The sequence below is a fragment of the Acidovorax sp. HDW3 genome (genome assembly GCF_011303755.1).
Lineage (GTDB): Bacteria > Pseudomonadota > Gammaproteobacteria > Burkholderiales > Burkholderiaceae_C > Paenacidovorax.
On the sequence record NZ_CP049885.1, the window covers coordinates 2,616,958 to 2,633,185 of the forward strand.

Annotated in this window: 13 protein-coding genes; 5 read left to right on the forward strand and 8 right to left on the reverse strand. The window is 68.6% G+C overall.

Going from position 1 to position 16,228, the window contains the following annotated elements; all coding sequences use genetic code 11:
* Positions 1–179 precede the first annotated feature (179 nt).
* The 8 genes from G7045_RS12010 to G7045_RS12045 form a co-directional block, all read right to left on the reverse strand.
* The gene (locus G7045_RS12010) at positions 180–878 is read right to left on the reverse strand and encodes a transposase (RefSeq protein ID WP_166159861.1); all 699 of its coding nucleotides are present in this window, start codon (positions 876–878) and stop codon (positions 180–182) included.
* Between the two features lie 54 nt (positions 879–932).
* A complete protein-coding gene (locus G7045_RS12015; protein ID WP_166159862.1) occupies positions 933–1,826 on the reverse strand; it encodes an SAM-dependent methyltransferase in 894 nt (297 codons plus the stop codon).
* Positions 1,823–2,419 (reverse strand): DUF1415 domain-containing protein, encoded by a 597-nt coding sequence (locus G7045_RS12020; protein ID WP_166159863.1) that lies wholly within the window; start codon positions 2,417–2,419, stop codon positions 1,823–1,825. The genes G7045_RS12015 and G7045_RS12020 overlap by 4 nt, the downstream gene beginning before the upstream one ends.
* A 78-nt stretch (positions 2,420–2,497) precedes the next feature.
* A complete protein-coding gene (locus G7045_RS12025) occupies positions 2,498–3,688 on the reverse strand; it encodes an acetate/propionate family kinase (protein ID WP_166159864.1) in 1,191 nt (396 codons plus the stop codon).
* A 21-nt stretch (positions 3,689–3,709) separates the two neighbouring features.
* A complete protein-coding gene (locus G7045_RS12030; RefSeq protein WP_166159865.1) occupies positions 3,710–5,158 on the reverse strand; it encodes a bifunctional enoyl-CoA hydratase/phosphate acetyltransferase in 1,449 nt (482 codons plus the stop codon).
* A 55-nt stretch (positions 5,159–5,213) separates the two neighbouring features.
* Complete coding sequence (gene fabI / locus G7045_RS12035) at positions 5,214–5,987, reverse strand: enoyl-ACP reductase FabI (protein WP_166159866.1); 774 nt, start codon at positions 5,985–5,987, stop codon at positions 5,214–5,216.
* Between the two features lie 21 nt (positions 5,988–6,008).
* Complete coding sequence (locus tag G7045_RS12040; RefSeq protein ID WP_166159867.1) at positions 6,009–6,455, reverse strand: hypothetical protein; 447 nt, start codon at positions 6,453–6,455, stop codon at positions 6,009–6,011.
* Positions 6,445–8,238 carry an alpha/beta hydrolase gene (locus G7045_RS12045; protein WP_240919220.1) on the reverse strand — a complete coding sequence of 598 codons (1,794 nt, stop codon included), beginning with the start codon at positions 8,236–8,238 and terminating at the stop codon, positions 6,445–6,447. Before G7045_RS12045 ends, G7045_RS12040 begins: the two co-directional genes overlap by 11 nt.
* A 316-nt stretch (positions 8,239–8,554) precedes the next feature.
* On the opposite strand from G7045_RS12045, the gene G7045_RS14845 reads away from it, so the two are divergent.
* Genes G7045_RS14845 through G7045_RS12070 form a run of 5 tightly spaced genes read left to right on the forward strand, consistent with a single transcriptional unit; the run spans position 8,555 to position 16,163 of the window.
* Positions 8,555–10,168, forward strand: a complete 1,614-nt coding sequence (locus G7045_RS14845) for a methyl-accepting chemotaxis protein (RefSeq protein WP_166159869.1) — start codon at positions 8,555–8,557, stop codon at positions 10,166–10,168.
* 42 nt (positions 10,169–10,210) lie between these two features.
* Positions 10,211–12,910, forward strand: a complete 2,700-nt coding sequence (locus G7045_RS12055) for a bifunctional acetate--CoA ligase family protein/GNAT family N-acetyltransferase (RefSeq protein WP_166159870.1) — start codon at positions 10,211–10,213, stop codon at positions 12,908–12,910.
* Complete coding sequence (locus G7045_RS12060) at positions 12,907–13,620, forward strand: lysoplasmalogenase (RefSeq protein WP_166159871.1); 714 nt, start codon at positions 12,907–12,909, stop codon at positions 13,618–13,620. Before G7045_RS12055 ends, G7045_RS12060 begins: the two co-directional genes overlap by 4 nt.
* Positions 13,621–13,680: 60 nt before the next feature.
* A complete protein-coding gene (locus tag G7045_RS12065) occupies positions 13,681–14,310 on the forward strand; it encodes a DUF2760 domain-containing protein (protein WP_166159872.1) in 630 nt (209 codons plus the stop codon).
* On the forward strand, positions 14,307–16,163 hold the full coding sequence (locus G7045_RS12070) for an Hsp70 family protein (RefSeq protein ID WP_166159873.1): 1,857 nt from the start codon (positions 14,307–14,309) through the stop codon (positions 16,161–16,163). The genes G7045_RS12065 and G7045_RS12070 overlap by 4 nt, the downstream gene beginning before the upstream one ends.
* The last annotated feature ends 65 nt before the right edge of the window (positions 16,164–16,228 follow it).

A 16,228-nucleotide genomic window follows, 5' to 3' on the forward strand; every position in this document is an offset into this window, starting at 1 on the left:
GCGCGCTTTCTCAAAATATCGCAGGGAGGCACAGCGTAATGCATCACACTATGCCGCGCAAGCATAATAATTGGGGTCAGATTCCAATTAATTCCCGATTGATTTTTTTGGTTTTTATTTGGGGACACATCAAATTTGATAGCTATTAGCGCTTATCCAGCAAGCGCTGGAGGCTGTTTTTATTCAGATTCTGGCAGCAGCACCGGGCGCCCGGCCCGGCCTTTGCTCACGCGGCGCGTGGTGCGCTGTTGCAGCGAAGACACGAACTCCGGCGCCCCCAGCGCCCAGCCCGCGTGCGCCGAGCGGGCAATGTCTTGCTGCTCCTGGGCGGCCAGGCCGGCCTGCACCAGGGCGCCGTAGGCCGCCTCGCGGGCAAACGGCGTGTTGCCCAGCGCCCAGTACAGCGCGTGCGGCGTGAGCAGCGGGTCGCTGCGCCGCCCCATGTGGTGCGCGTAGCCCGACCAGGGGAAGTCGCCCGGCGCCGCCACCATGCCGGCGCGCACCGGGTTGAGGTCGATATAGACCATGCAGGCGAGCAGGTAGCGCTCGGTCTGCACGATGGTGCTGCGGTAGCGCCCCTCCCACAGCGTGCCGCTGCGCTGATGGCAGCGGTTGAAGTAGCGCACGTAGCTGCGGCCCACGGCCTGCATCATCAGCGGCAGGCCATCGTGCGTTTGCGGCGTGGCCAGCAGGTGAAAATGGTTGTCCATGAGCACATAGGCGTGCACAGCCACCTGGAATTTGCGCGCCTGCTCCTGCAGCAGCTCCCACATCACGACGCGGTCGGCGTCCTGCAGAAAAATCGGCTGGCGGTTGTTGCCGCGCTGAATGACGTGGTGCGCGAAACCGGGAACGGTCAAACGGGGAAGACGGGCCATGGCGCGATTGTGGCCGACGCCGCCGCCCCCCCCAGGGCCGTGGTTGTGGAGCCCCTACCCCTGGGCCGGTGCCGGCAACACGCCAAAGCGCGGCCCGAGCGTGGCGCGCAGGCCAAATTCATCCAGGATGGCGAGCAGGCGCTCTTGCGCGCTGCGCTTTTTCTGCCCGGTGTAGCGCGCGATGATGAGCTCGTTCTTCATGCTGTGCTCCCAGCCCACGAGCTCGGTCACCGTCACCTGGTAGCCGCTGGCCTCCAGGTACAGGCAGCGCAGCACGTTCGTCAGGTGGCTGCCCAGTTCGCGCGTGTGGAGGGGGTGGCGCCACAGTTCGGCCAGCGGCGTGCGCGCCAGCTGCAGGGCCTTGTTCTGGCGCAGGCCGGCGGCCAGTTCGGCCTGGCAGCAGGGCACCAGCACCATGGCGCGGGCGCGCTTTTGCAGGCCGAAGGCGATGGCGTCGTCGGTGGCCGTATCGCAGGCGTGCAGCGCGGTGACGACGTCAAAGCGCTCGGGCATCCCGGCCTGCTGCGCCGCATCGGCCACGGCCATGCTCCAAAAATGCATACGCGCAAAACCGAGCTGCTGCGCCAGCTGCTGCGAGCGCTGCACCAGCTCGGCGCGCCACTCGATGCCGTGGATCTCACCACGCCCGAGGGCCTTGAAAAACAGGTCGTAGAGGATGAAGCCGAGGTAGGACTTGCCCGCGCCGTGGTCGGCCAGCAGGGGCGCGTGTCCGTCCTGCGCCAGCTCGTGCAGGATCGGCGTGATGAACTGCACCAGGTGCGTGACCTGCTTGAGCTTGCGCCGCGAGTCCTGGTTGATACGCCCCTCGCGCGTGAGGATGTGCAGCTCCTGCAGCAGCGCCAGCGACTGCCCCGGCTGCAGCCCGAGCTGCTCGGCCACCGAGGGCGCGGCGCCCGCCGGCGCCGCCTTGGCCCCGCGCGCCTTCATGCCGAACCTGCGGTCTTGCCGGTGATGGGGCAGCGCGGCCCCACGTCCAGCGCCGCCCAGCCCTCGGGCCCGAGCTGCTGCAGCGTGGCCATGTTGCGTTCGTAGATCATCTCGGCCTCGGGGAATGCCTCCACGGCCTGGTCGATGCTGTCCTCGCGCAGCAAGTGCAGCGTGGGGTACGGCGCGCGGTTGGTGGCGTTGGTGACGTCGTCCGGCGCCGTGCCTTCAAACTGGAACTGCGGGTGAAACGACGCCACCTGCAGGATGCCGCCCAGGTCGAGCACCTCCACCAGCTCGTCGGCGAGTTCGAGGAAGTCGTTGAAATCCAAAAAATCCTGCAGGCAGTGCGGCGCGATCAGCAGCGTGGTGTCGCGCTGGGCAGCGGGCGCCTCGGCCAGGGCTTCGAGCTCGCGCTCCAAATCTTGTAGCAGCTCGCGCGCGTCGGTGGCGACGCTGACGGCGTAATGGATCTGGCCCTTGGTGTGCACCCCCTTGGCAAAGGGGCACAGATTCAGGCCGATCACGGCCCGTTCGAGCCAGCGCACGGTGTCGTCGATGACGGTGGCGGGGGGGAAGGCGTCGGCAGAGGACATGGCGGCCTGCAATGAAGAAAAAAGGGGGCGATTTTAAATCGCCCCCTGCCACAGCACGATGACCGCGCTACCGCAGCGTTACAGCAGCGCCGCCGCCTCGCGCGCGGCCACACGGCCCTCGTCGGTGGGGATGACCCAGACTTCGATGCGGCTGTCGGGCGCGTGCACCGCCCAGGCGGCCTTGCCGTCGGCCTGGCGGTTGCGCTCGGCGTCGATGCGCAGGCCCGTCCAGGCCAGGCGCTCGCACACCTGCTGGCGCAGCACGGCGTCGTTCTCGCCGATGCCACCGCTGAAGGCGAGCAGGTCCAGGCCATCGAGGCAGGCGGTCAGCGCCCCGGTTTCGCGCACCACGCGGTGCGTGAACTGGTCGATGGCGCGCTGCGCGCTGGCGCTGCCGGCCTGGGCCTCAGTGCGCAGGCGGCGCATGTCGGCGCTGATGCCCGAGACGCCGAGCAGGCCCGATTGCTTGTACAGCAGCTTTTCGATGCGCGCGTGGTCCCAGCCCTGCTCCATCAGGTACAGCAGCACACCGGCGTCCAATGCGCCGCTGCGCGTGCCCATCATCAGGCCGTCGAGGGCAGAAAAGCCCATGGTGGTGGCCACGCTGACGCCGTCGCGCGCGGCGCACAGGCTGGCGCCGTTGCCCAGGTGCGCCATGACGACGCGCCCGCGCCCGCGCAGGGTCTGCTCCTGCAGCACCGACATGATGTACTGGTACGACAGGCCGTGAAAGCCGTAGCGGCGCACGCCCTGGGCGCGCAGCTCCTGCGGCAGGGCGAAGGCGTAATCGACCTCCGGCATGTGGGCGTGGAACGCCGTATCGAAGCAGGCCACCTGCGGCACCTGCGGCATGGCGGCGCGAAAGCGGCGTATGCCTTCGAGGTTGTGCGGCTGGTGCAGCGGCGCCAGGGAGTTGAAGCGCGCCAGGCGTTCGAGCACCCCCTCATCGACGCACACGCTGGCGTTGAACTCGCCGCCACCGTGCACCACGCGGTGCGCCACGGCGGCGATGCGCTGCGCCCCGCCTTGCTGCAACACGAGCTGCTGCAGGCGTTCAAGTGCTACCAAAAAAGGAGCTTGTCCCGCTGACACAGCAAGGGTTTGCGTGCATTTTTCGCCCTGAACCTTCCAGTCCATGGCGGGGCTGCCGCCAGGCTCCAGGCCCTGGATACAGCCCGAGAGCACGTGCGGCTGCACCTGACCGCCGAGCAGCGGGTGCAGCGAGAACTTGAGCGAGGACGAGCCCGCGTTGACGGCAAGGATGGCCATGTGTATCTGCCCTCCTGCGCCTTAGCCGCGCTTCCAGGCGTTGGCCTGGGCCTTCTGGCGCAGGTCGTGCGCCACCAGCACGGCGAGCACGGCCGAGGCCACGCGCGCCATCGGGCCGTCGGCGCGGCTGGTCAGGGCAATGGGCACGCGCGCGCCCAGCACCAGGCCGGAGCCGCTGGCGCCCGCCAGGTATTCGAGCTGCTTGGCCACCATGTTGCCGCTCTCCAGGTCGGGCACGGCCAGGATGTCGGCGTCGCCCGCGACCTGCGAAGCAATGCCCTTGATGCGCACCGCATCCATGGAGATGGCGTTGTCGAACGCCAGCGGGCCGTCGAGCAGGCCCCCCGTGATCTGACCGCGATCGGCCATCTTGCACAGGGCGGCGGCGTCCAGCGTCGAGGGGATGCTGGGGGTCACCGTCTCGACCGCCGACAAGATCGCGACCTTGGGCTGCGCCGTGCCGAGCACGCGGGCGAAATCGATGGCGTTTTGCACGATATCGACCTTCTCGGCCAGCGTCGGCGCGATGTTGATGGCCGCATCGGTGATGAGCAACGGCTTGGCGTACAGCGGCACGTCGAAGCGGAACACGTGCGACAGGCGCCGCCCGGTGCGCAGCGCCGGCTGCGCCAGCACGGCCTTGAGCAGCTCGTCGGTGTGCAAGCTGCCCTTCATGACGATGTCCACCTCCTGGCGCGCCGCCATTTCTGCCGCCACTTGGGCGGCGGCGTGGCTGTGTTCGACAGCGATGATCTCGGCACCATCGAGGTTGATGTTGGCCTCGTCGGCCACGCGGCGGATGCGCCCCTCGGGGCCGATCAGCACGGGCTTGATCAGGCCGTGGCTGGCCGCATCCATGGCGCCGCTGAGCGAGCCGGCGTCGCAGGGGTGCACCACGGCGCAGCGCATCACGGGCAGGCCCTGCACCTTGTCGAGCAGGGCGTTGAAACGCGCCTCGGGGTCGAACAGTTGCAGCTGCGGCGCGTGGATGACTGGCACGCGCACTTTTTGCGTCGGCGGCATCAGGTTGGCGTCGCCCTTGAGCACCACCTCGCCCTGTTGGTTGCTCACCTGGCAGTCCATGCGCACGCGCTTTCTCTCGTCGTTCTTCTCTGCCACCGTGGCGACCACGGTCAGGGTGTCGCCCACGCGCACGGGCTTGGTGAACTTGAGTTCCTGGCCCAAATAAATGGTGCCGGGGCCAGGGAACTGGGTGCCAAACAGGGCCGAGATCAGCGCCGCGCCCAACATGCCGTGCGCAATGACGCCATGGAACATGGTGGCGTCGGCGTATTCGGCGTTCAAGTGTGCGGGGTTGATGTCGCCCGAGACGGCGGCAAAGGCGTGAATGTCTTCGAGTGTGATGGTGCGCACCAGGCGCGCGCTCTGGCCGACGCTCAACTCCTCGTAGGTCACGTTTTCCATCCACAGGGCGTCGTTGGCGTTGCTATTGCTGCTGTTGCTGTTCATAGGCTCCAGGCTCCACAAAGAAGGACAAAAAAAGAAGACGACAGAAAAAAGGGGGTCAATCCATGGCGTGCACGCCGGCATCGACGTAGATCGTCTGCCCGGTCATGCCGCTGGCGGCGTCCATGCACAAGAAGGCGCTCAGCTGCGCGATCTCGTCGAGCGTGACCAGGCGCTGCAGCGGCGCCTTGGCCTCGGCCGTGGCCATGAGGTTGTCAAAGTGCGCAATGCCCGAGGCCGCACGCGTGAGGATGGGGCCGGGCGAGACGGCGTGCACGCGGATGCTCTTGCCGCCGAGTTCGAGCGACATGTAGCGCACGGTCGATTCCAGCGCCGCCTTCACCGGCCCCATCAGGCCGTAGTGCGGCACGACCTCGCCCGAGCCCAGATAGGTCATGGCCAGCATGGCGCCGCCGCCTTGCATGTGCGGTGCGCACAGCTTTCCCAGTTCGGCAAAGCTGTGGCACGAGACGCTGACGGCGCGCGCAAAGCCTTCGCGCGAGCTGTCGATGACGTCGCCGTGCAAGTCCGCCAGCGGCGCCCAGGCGATGGAGTGGATGACGAAGTCGAGCCGGCCCATTTTTTGTACCGCGCGATCGACCACGGCCTGCAGCTGGCCCTCCTGCTCCACGTCGCATTCGAGCAGCTCGATATCGAGCGGCGCGGTGTGCGGCTCAACGAACTTGCGCGCTTTTTCATTCAGGCAGGTGGCCACCACCTGCGCACCCAGGGCGCGCATCAGGCGCGCGCAGCCAAAGGCGATGCTGTTGTCGTTGGCGATGCCCAGGATCAGGCCCTTTTTGCCGGCCAGGCTGAACAAGGTGTTGCTCATGGAATTCCCCTCCAAAAAGATTCAGTCGTCGATACCGTCGAACAGCGGGCGCAGGTCCATGCCCGGCGCCTGCGCGTCGTAGCCCTTGGCCAGCAGCCGGTCGTTGGCGGTGTGCAAGATGTCACAGGCCGCCGCTGCGCCCACGCGGTCGCTGTGTGCCATGCGCGCCACAACGTCGTAGCGCAGCACCAGCAGCGCGCGCAGCTCGACGCGCATCCGCGCCTCGCGCGTGCCGGCCTTGGCGCCGCTGCAGTTGGCGTCACATTCGAGCGCCTGCTGGATGTCGGCCGCGCTGTGCAGCGGGATGTCGAGCGTGCGCGCCAAAAAGGCAATGCGCGCGCTCACGGCCTCAAAGCCATTGAGGATGCGGTTCAAGCGCCGCTGTGTGATGGCGCGGCTGGCGCTGTCTTGCGCAGAGGCGGCCGTGGTGGCGTCGGTCTTGGCGTTGGTGGTGGCGTTAGTCGGCATAGCGTGTCATGACGTAGGTTCCGGGGGCGTCGCAGATCACATGCTCAACCGGGATGGGTTGGGCCGGCACCGGCTTGCCCGAGCGCGCGGCGACCCAGGCGTGCATCGCCTCCCACCACGAGCCTTGCACCACCGGGGCGCTTTCCTTCCACTCCTCGGGGTCGATCCAGCCGCTGTTGTCCTCCACACTGTTGACCTGGTAACTGCGCCGAGGGCGGCCGGGCTCGCTGATGATGCCGGCGTTGTGCCCGCCTTCGCACAGGATGAAGGTGACGTGGGTGTCGGTCTGCAGATGAATTTTGTACACCGACTTCCAGGGCGAGACATGGTCCTTGGTCGTGCCCACCACCAACATCGGCGCCTGGATGTCCTTGAGCGCCACGGTGGCGCCGGCCACGCGGTACTGGCCCGAGGCCAGGGCGTTGCGCAGGAACAGCGAATCGAGGTATTCCGAATGCATACGCGCAGGCAGGCGCGTGGTATCGGCATTCCAGCTCATGAGGTCGAAGTTCGGATCGTCCTCGCCCATCAGGTAGCGGCGCGTATTGCGCCCCCACAGCAGGCCACGCGAGGCCAGGAAGACGAAAGAGCCGCCCATTTGCTTGCCCGAGAGGTAGCCGCGCTGGTTCATGCTCTGGCGCAGCACGGCGAGCTGCGCTTCATCGATGAACACGCCCAGCTCGCCGGGCTCGGCAAAGTCGGTCTGCGCCGCCAGCAGCATGACCGAGGCCAGCTCGGGCATGTCGGATGGAATCATGGCCTGCTCGGCCGCCGTGCGCGGCTGGTCTTTCTTGCGCTGCAGACGCCCGAGAACGGCAGCGACGATGGCCAGGAAAGTGCCGCCCAGGCAGTAGCCCATGGCATGCACGCGCGGCGCGCCGCTGCGCGCCTTGACGGCCGCCAGCGCCTCCATCACGCCCAGGCGCAGGTAGTCCTGCATCCCCAGATCGCGGTCCTCGGCGTCAGGGTTGCGCCAGGAAACGATGAACACCGTATGCCCCTGGTCCACCAGGTACTTGACCATGGAGTTGTGCGACGACAAGTCCAGGATGTAGTACTTCATGATGCACGACGGCACGATCAAAATCGGCTCGGGCTGCACCTTGGGCGTGCTCGGACTGTACTGAATGAGCTCGATCAGGGCATTGCGAAACACCACCTTGCCCGGCGTCACGGCCACGTCCTGGCCCACGGCGTAGGGCAACGGCTCCAGCGCCTCGGCGGGCGTGTCGGGGTTGGCCGTGAGCTGATCGAGAAAGTCCTGCTGGAAAAATTTAAAACCCTCCTGCAGCGATTTACCCTGGGTTTCGCGCGCCAGGCGCAGCACCTCGGGGTTGCTCCAGGCCCAGTTCGAGGGCGAGAGCGCATCGAGCGCCTGGCCAGCAAAAAAACTCACCATGTGCAGGTGGTGCTGCGAGACGCCACCGTCTTGCTGCACGGCCTCGCGCCACCAGGCATCGGTGGCCTTGAAGTTTTCTTTCAGGGCGTTGAATGGCCATTGGCGCCAGGCCGGATCGGCAAAGCGCGCATCCTTCTCGGGCACCTGCTCATCGGGCGCCACGCCGGTATTGCGCCAGGCCTGCAGCGCCAGCTCCAACGCACGCTGCGCCAGCACGCTCTGGCGCCCCGGTGCTGCCAAGAGGTGCAAAGCCCAGTCCACCTGCGCCAATGCCAGGGCGATGGGCGAGAGGCCATTGTTGTAACGTGCCGCCTTGGCCTGCACACTCGCATCAAGCTCCCGGGCGCGAGCGCGCAAGCGCTCCTGGGGGTGTTCTGCACTCAAAGGTTTCTCTACCGCCATCGCCAGCTCCTTGGTGTAAAAACAACAACTTACGCCATTGTGATGACATCCATCAAGAACTGTCTTGATAAATGTCACCATAGACTCAGTCCTTCAATCCGCTACGCGCCCCGCCACTTTGCCAGCCTTCTGACCGAAGATGGCATCGGCTTGTCAGTTCGGCGTGCGCCAAGTGCGCAACAATTGTTGAACCCGGTTGCATTGTGCATTGCAACAAAAAGGATTGGAACAGCCCCTGCCCCTGCCTGTTCGTTTGTCTGAGCATCTCAGTCCACTACCACCCAGGAGCCTGTGTTTCATGTCCCCCCTCTGGCAGCGCCTGCGCATTACCCAGCGCTTTGTTTTCATTCTGTGCACCTTTGCGCTCTCGGTACTGGCCATTGGCGGCACCGGGCTGTGGGGCTTGCACGCAGCGCGCAGCAGCATCAAAACCCTGCACGACGAAGCCATGGCGCGCGCCGTGCTCAGCAGCGTCGCCATCGACCACACGCTGCAGACGCGGCTGCAAGTGCTGCTGGCCTTCCAGCACGCGCCAGGCGGGGCGCTGGCCAGCATCCACGAACACCCGGTGGCGCAGCACCTGGATGCCATCCGCGCCAACCAGGCCGAAGCGCTGCAGACGCACCAGCGCATCGAGCACAACCTGAACGCACCGGCCGAGCGGGCACTGTTTGACGCGGCCATGGCGGCGCGCGCGCCCTGGCGGGCGCAGGTGGAAAAAGCCGCGCAAGCGATCGAGGCCAATGACTACAGCCCCGCCGCCATGGCCGCCTTCCTGGCCGCCGGGCGCCAAGAGGGCGAGGCCCTGACGGGCGCCTTCACGCAGCTGCGCCAGTACCAGGTCGAACGCGCCAACGCCGCCTACCAAGAGGCCCAGGCGCACTACGAGCGCGCCCTGTGGGTGCTGGCTTTGGCGGCGCTGCTGCTGATCGCGCCCTCGGCGCTGCTGGCGCTGGCGCTGCTCGCACGCTTGCGCGGGGGCTTTGCCAGCGCCGACAAGGCCAGCTCCGAGGTGGCTGCGCGCAACCTCACCCACGCGGTGGCGCACCCCGGCAGCGACGAGATTGCCGCCCTGCTCGGCCAGATGGAGACCATGCGCCGCAGCCTGGCGCAAACCGTGGGCCAGGTCCGAGATGGTGCGGCGCAAATTGCCGGCGCCTCGCAGCAGGTGGCCGCAGGTTCACTCGACCTGTCGGCGCGCACCGAGCAGCAGGCGAGCGCGCTGGAGCAAACCGCGTCGGCCACCGAGCAACTCTCGGGCACGGTGCAGCAAAACGCCGACAGCGCCACCCAGGCCAACGAGCTGGCCGCCGCTGCCAAAAGCGAGGCGCTGCGCGGCGGCGCGGTGGTGACGCAGATGGTGGACACCATGGCCGCCATCAACCAGTCGGCGGCGCGCATCGTGGACATCATCGGCGTCATCGACGGCATTGCGTTTCAGACCAACATCCTGGCGCTCAACGCCGCCGTCGAGGCGGCGCGCGCGGGCGAGCAGGGCCGGGGCTTTGCCGTGGTGGCCGGCGAGGTGCGCAATCTGGCGCAGCGCAGCGCCGAGGCCGCGCGCGAGGTCAAAACCCTCATTGGCGACGCCGTCACCAAGGCCCAGGCCGGCAACGCCCAGGCGGCGCAGGCCGGCGGCGCCATGCAGGCCATCCAGGGCGGCATCGAGCGCGTGGCCGGCATCGTCGATGAAATCGCCCTCGCCAGCCGCGAGCAGGCCACAGGGTTGGCGCAGATCAACCAGGCTGTGGCCCACCTCGACGGTGTGACGCAGCAAAATGCCGCCTTGGTCGAAGAAACCTCCGCCGCCGCCAGCGCCTTGCAGCAGCAAGCGCAGGCCATGGCCGTGCTGATGTCCAGCTTCACGCTCCCGCAGCAAGAGCAAAATCAGGCTCCAAGGCTTACCAGGTAAGCGCTAACAGCTATTATTTTTATAGTACCAGGGACCCACGCCATGCTCGACAAACACTTTCTCACGCCACTGTTTGCCCCCAGCTCGATTGCCGTCTTCGCCGGCCAGGCCGACGCGCCCGAGACGCTCACGCCACAGGCGGCGGCGCTGCACCGGGCGCTGCGGGCGCAGCGCTACAGCGGGCAGCTGGTGTTTCTCGACCTGCAAGGCACCAGCGGCACGCTGCAAGACCTGCAGCAAACGCGCGCCGACCTGGCGCTCATCGCCCTGCCGCCAGCCGAGCTGGAGGCAGCGCTGCAAGTGGCCGGCCACCTGCACTGCCGCAGCGCCATGATCGTCAGCAGCGGCGTCGATGCCGCGCTGGCGGCGCAGCTGCAGCGCATTGCGCGGCGCGAAGGTATGCACCTGCTGGGCCCGAACTCGCTCGGGATGCAGCGCCCGGCGCTGCAGCTCAACGCCAGCTGCTTTGGCCCGCTGGTGCGCCCGGGGCAGATGGCGCTGGTGAGCCAGTCGGGCTCGCTCACCGCCGCCATGCTCGACTGGGCCAACGGCAACGGCGTGGGTTTTTCCAGCGTCATCTCGCTCGGGCCGCACACCAGTGTCGGGCTGACCGAGGCGCTCGACTTTCTCGCCTGCGACCCGCACACGCACAGCATCGCGCTGTGCATGGAGGGCATCAGCAACGCGCGCCGCTTCATGAGCGCGCTGCGCTCGGCGGCCTACTCCAAGCCGGTGGTGGTGCTCAAGTCGGGCCGGCGCCCGGCGGGCAGCGCGGCGGCGCTCACGCACAGCGCCGCCATCGTCGGCAGCGACGACGTGTTTGACGCCGTGCTGCGCCGCGCTGGCGCGGTGCGCGTGCGCAGCTTCGTCGAGCTGTTCTCGGCCACCAAATGCCTGGCCTCGCGCTACCGCCCGGTGGGCCGGCGCCTGGCGGTGGTGACCAACGGCGGCGGCGCCGGCGTGCTCGCCGCCGACGCTGCCAACGACCAGCAGCTGGAGCTGGGCCTGCTGAGCGCCCAGGCAAGCCAGGCGCTGGCGCCGCAGCTGCCGGCGCAGGCGACGCTCTCCGAGCTCATCGACCTGTCCGAAGACGCCGAACCGGCGCATTACGCCGCCGCCCTCCAGGCTGCGCTCGCCGAGCGCCAGGTCGATGGCGTGCTGGCGCTGTACTCGCCCAAGACCGACAAGGACGCCAACGCCATCGCCGCCGCCGTGGCCGAGGTGAAAAAAGACGCCGACAAGCCCATGCTCTCGTGCTGGCTGGGCGACGCCACGGTGGGCGAGGCGCGCGCCCTGCTGCGCGCCGCCGGCATCCCCACCTTTCGCACGCCCGAGGCGGCAGTGGGCGCCTTTGGCAACATCGCCAACTACCACCAGAACCAGCAGCTGCTGCAGCAGACGCCGCCCTCGCTCACCACCCACCTGGCGCAGCCCGACATCGAGGGCGCGCGCCTGGTGATCGAGGGCGTGCTCGCCGAGCGGCGCAGCGTGCTCACCGAAATGGAATCGAAAACGCTGCTGGCGGCGTTCCACATCCCGGTCACGCGCACACTGCTGGCACGCACCGGCACCGAGGCCATGATGATCGCCACGCAGCTGGGCTTTCCGGTGGCGCTCAAAATCGACTCGCCCGACATCACGCACAAGAGCGACGTCGGCGGCGTCATGCTCAACCTGCACAACGCCACCAGCGTGCGCGACGCCTACGAAGCCATGGTGCAGCGCGTGGCGCACGCCGCGCCGCAGGCGCGCATCCACGGCGTGACGGTGCAGCCCATGGCCAGCGCGCAGCGCGGGCGCGAAGTCTGCATCGGCCTGGTGCGCGACAACCCCTTTGGCCCCGTCATCACCTTTGGCGCCGGCGGCACCATGATCGAGCTCATCGGCGACCGCGCCATGGAGCTGCCGCCGCTCAACCAATTCTTGGCGCGCCGCCTGATCGAGCGCTCGCGCGTGGCGCAGACCCTGGGCGAGTGGCGCGGCGCCAGCAGCGTCGATTGGAGCGCGCTCGAACAGGTGCTGCTGCGCGTCTCGGAAATGGCCTGCGCCCTGCCGCAGCTGCGCGAGATGGACATCAACCCGCTGATCGTCGATGCCCAGGGCACGGTGGCGGTCGATGCGCGCATCGTCGTCAGCGAAGTCAGCAGCAGCAGCGCCAGCGCCCAGGGCGCCTACGGCCACCTGGCCATCATGCCCTACCCCGCGCGCCTGGAGCAGACCTGGCCGCTGCGCGGCGGCGGCGACTACCTGGTGCGCCCGATCCGCCCGGACGACGCGCAGATGCTGCAAGAGCTGGTGCGCAACCTCTCGCCCGAGAGCCGCTACATGCGCTTTGCCTCGCGCCTGGCGGAGCTCACGCCCTCCATGCTGGCGCGCTTCACGCTCATGGACTACGACCGCGACATGGCCCTGGTGGCCGTGCAGCGCACGCGCAGCACCGACGAGGACGGCGCCGAGCACTGGAGCGAGCGCCTGCTGGGCGTCTCGCGCTACGCCATCAACCCCGACCCCAGCAGCTGCGAATTCGCCCTGCTGGTGGCCGACGAGTTTGCCGGCCAGGGCCTGGGCGCGCGCCTGATGTACAGCATCATGGACGTGGCGCGCGAGCGCGGCCTGGCCGAAATCCAGGGCCTGGTGCTGGCCGAGAACAGCAAGATGCTCAAGCTCATGCGCCGCCTGGGCTTTAGCGTGCGCGCCTACCCCGAGGAGCCCGAGTTCAAGCTCGTGGCGCACCCGCTGTGAACCGGCACCTGCCGCGCTGGGCAGCGGCCATCGCCGTCTGCGCCGCGCTCGCCTGCGCCAGCGCCGCCCTGCCCGGCGCACCGGCGCAGGCCCTGCTCAAGCCCCTGCCGCTCACGATTGCTATTATTTGGATAGCTACTAGCGCACGCCTGGTAAGCGCTAGCGGCCAATTCGATCCCAAAGCCCAGGGCCTGCTGCTGCTCGCCCTGGTGGGCTCGCTGGCGGGCGATTTGTTCTTGCTGCGCGAAGACTGGTTTGTGCCCGGCCTGGCGAGCTTTTTGGTGGCGCACCTGGCCTACATCGCCCTGTTTGCACGCGGCCAGCGCTGGCTCGCCTGGCGCGGCGCACTCGCTGCCACGCTGGCCCTGGGCGCCGCCGTGTACGCCCTGCTGTGGCAGGCCCATTTGCCGGCGCCGCTGCGCCTGCCGGTGGCGGTGTACGTCACGGCCATCGCCCTGATGGCGGCGCAGGCGCTCTCGCGTGCGCGCGAGCGCGGCGACCGTGCCAGCCGCGCCGTCGCCCTGGGCGCCTGCATCTTCCTGTGCAGCGACGCCATCTTGGCCACCAACCGCTTCGTTGCCCCGCTGCCGCTGGCGCAGCTGTGGGTGCTGCTGACTTACTACGGCGCGCAGCTGCTCATCGCTTGCGGCATGGTGGCGGGCGCCGGCGTGATAGCCCCGCAGCCGCGCCCGCCCCAGGCCATTGGGTAACATTGCCGCCCTCCGCGCGGCGCCTGTGCGCAGTTGCGTGCGCGCTTCTTGCCTTGGTTTTTGCCCATGAACACACCCCCGTCCTTTCTCAGCCGCGTGGCCATCGCCATCGGCAGCTTTTTCGCCATCCTGGGCAACGCGCCCCTGGCCGCCCAGGTCAGCCGCCTGCGCGCCGGCGAGCCACTGGCCGCCGACGTGCCCCCACGTGAAGTGCGCGTGGAGGTGCCGGTAGAGAAAATCGTCGAAACCCGCATCGAGGTGCCGGTGGAGAAGGTGGTGGAGAAAATCGTCGAGCGCCGCATCGAAGACACCCGCCCCACCGCCGCCCTGCAGCTGCTCGGGCTGCTGCAGCGCCAGGCGCGCTTCGTCGATTTCGTGCAGGAAGACGTGGCCGCGTACAGCGACGCCGAAATCGGCGCCGCCGCGCGCGTGGTGCACGCCGGCTGCCGCCAGGTGCTGCACAGCCATTTCACGCTCGAACCCGTGCGCGCCGAGGCCGAAGGCAGCCGCATCACGCTCGCGCCGGGCTTTGACGCCAGCGCCGTGCGCGTCAGCGGCAACGTGCTCGGCCAGCCGCCCTTTACCGGCACCCTGGCGCACCGGGGCTGGCAGGCAAGCGACGTGCGCCTGCCCGAACTCACCGACACGCAGGCCGCACGCATCCTGGCACAGGCCGAGGTGGAACTATGAATGCTATCAATTCAATAGCTACTGACGCTGTACCAGAGCGCGCTGCAGCCCGTTTTGCCATTGGCATTGACCTGGGCACGACGCACTGCGCGCTGTCCTGGGTCGATCTGCAGGCGAGCGACGGCGAACAGGTGCACCAGGGCGTGCTTGCCGTGCCGCAGCTCACCGGCCCGGCGAGCGTGCAGGCGCTGCCCCTGCTGCCCTCGTTTTGCTACCTGCCGCACGAGAGCGAGCTGCCGGCGCACGAGCGCCAGCTGCCCGGCCAGGCGGCGCAGGACTTCATCGTCGGCGAACTGGCGCGCCAGCGCGGCGCGGCCACGCCGCTGCGCCTGGTGGCCAGCGCCAAGAGCTGGCTGTGCCACAGCGGCGTCGATCGGCGCGGCGCCATCTTGCCGGCGGACGCGCCCGAGGAAGTGGCGCGCATTTCGCCCCTCACGGCCAGCACCCGCTACCTGCAGCACCTGCGCTGGGCCTGGGAGCAGGCCCACCCCGAGGCGCCGCTGGCGCAGCAGCGCGTGACGGTGACCATCCCGGCCTCGTTCGACCCGGCCGCGCGCGAGCTCACCGCTGCCGCCTGCCAGGCGGCTGGGCTGCAGCAGCTGACGCTGCTCGAAGAGCCCCAGGCCGCGCTCTACAGCTGGATCGAGGGCAGCGGCGGCAGCTGGCGCCAGCAGGTGGCGCCGGGCGAGGTGATTTTGGTCATCGACGTCGGCGGCGGCACCACCGACCTGTCGCTCATCGCCGTGCAGGAAGATGCCGGCACGCTGGCGCTGCAGCGCGTGGCCGTGGGCGAGCACATCCTGCTCGGCGGCGACAACATGGACCTGGCCCTGGCCTACGGGGTGGCGCGCCAGCTCGCGGCCGAGGGCAAAACGCTCGACGCCTGGCAGACCCGCGCCCTGGCCCAGGCCTGCCGCAGCGCCAAAGAGCAGCTGCTGGCCGACGCGCAGCTGCAAAGCGTGCCCGTGGTCGTGCCCAGCCGGGGCAGCCGCCTGATTGGCGCGAGCCTGCGCGCCGAGGTCACGCGCGCCCAGGTCGAGCAAACCGTGCTCGAAGGCTTTTTCCCGCAGGTCGATATCAGCGCGCAACCGCAGGCACGCGCGCGCACCGCGCTCACCCAGCTGGGCCTGCCGTACGCGCAGGATGCGGCCGTGACGCGCCACCTGGCGGCCTTTCTCACGCGCCAAAAAGACGCCCTGCCCGGCGACGGCACGCGCCGCTTTGTGCACCCCAGCGCCGTGCTCTTCAACGGCGGCGTGCTCAAGGCCGCGCAGATCGAAGCGCGCCTGCTGGCGCAGCTCAACGCCTGGCTGGCGGCCGACGGCGCGCCGCCCGTGCGCCAGCTCGGCGGCGCCGAACTGGACCTGGCGGTGGCGCGCGGCGCCGCCTACCTGGGCTACGTCGCCCAGCAGGGCCGGGGCGTGCGCATTCGCGGCGGCACGGCGCAAAGCTACTACGTCGGCGTGGAAAGCAATATGCCCGCCATCCCGGGCATGGAGCCGCCGCTGTCGGCCCTGTGCCTGGCGCCCTTTGGCATGGAGGAAGGCAGCGAAGTGACCCTCTGCGGCCAGGAATTTGGCCTGGTGGTGGGCGCGCCGGTGCGGCTGCGCTTTTTTGGCTCCAGCGTGCGCCGCCACGACGAGGTGGGCACGCTGCTGGAGTTCTGGAGCCCCGAGGAGCTGACCGAGCTGCCGGAAATTGCCGCCCAGCTGCCCACCGAGGGCCGCCAGCCGGGCGAGGTCGTGCCGGTGCAGCTGCACGCGCGCGTGACCGAGATCGGCACCCTGGAGCTGCTGGCCGTGCCCGTGGGCGGCAGCGCGCGCTGGAAGGTGGAGCTGGACCTGCGCAGCTGAGGCGGCGCAGGCGCAGGCCCAGACTCAGGCCCAGACTCAGGCCCAGACTCAGGCCCCGGCCCGGG

Coding starts and splice junctions, on each gene's coding strand:
- G7045_RS12055 (WP_166159870.1), top strand. CDS start 10,211: ATGCTCGACAAACACTTTCTCACGCCACTGTTTGCCCCCAGCTCGATT.
- G7045_RS12010 (WP_166159861.1), bottom strand. CDS start 878: ATGGCCCGTCTTCCCCGTTTGACCGTTCCCGGTTTCGCGCACCACGTC.
- G7045_RS12030 (WP_166159865.1), bottom strand. CDS start 5,158: ATGAACAGCAACAGCAGCAATAGCAACGCCAACGACGCCCTGTGGATG.
- G7045_RS12020 (WP_166159863.1), bottom strand. CDS start 2,419: ATGTCCTCTGCCGACGCCTTCCCCCCCGCCACCGTCATCGACGACACC.
- G7045_RS14845 (WP_166159869.1), top strand. CDS start 8,555: ATGTCCCCCCTCTGGCAGCGCCTGCGCATTACCCAGCGCTTTGTTTTC.
- G7045_RS12025 (WP_166159864.1), bottom strand. CDS start 3,688: ATGGCCATCCTTGCCGTCAACGCGGGCTCGTCCTCGCTCAAGTTCTCG.
- fabI (WP_166159866.1), bottom strand. CDS start 5,987: ATGAGCAACACCTTGTTCAGCCTGGCCGGCAAAAAGGGCCTGATCCTG.
- G7045_RS12015 (WP_166159862.1), bottom strand. CDS start 1,826: ATGAAGGCGCGCGGGGCCAAGGCGGCGCCGGCGGGCGCCGCGCCCTCG.
- G7045_RS12040 (WP_166159867.1), bottom strand. CDS start 6,455: ATGCCGACTAACGCCACCACCAACGCCAAGACCGACGCCACCACGGCC.
- G7045_RS12070 (WP_166159873.1), top strand. CDS start 14,307: ATGAATGCTATCAATTCAATAGCTACTGACGCTGTACCAGAGCGCGCT.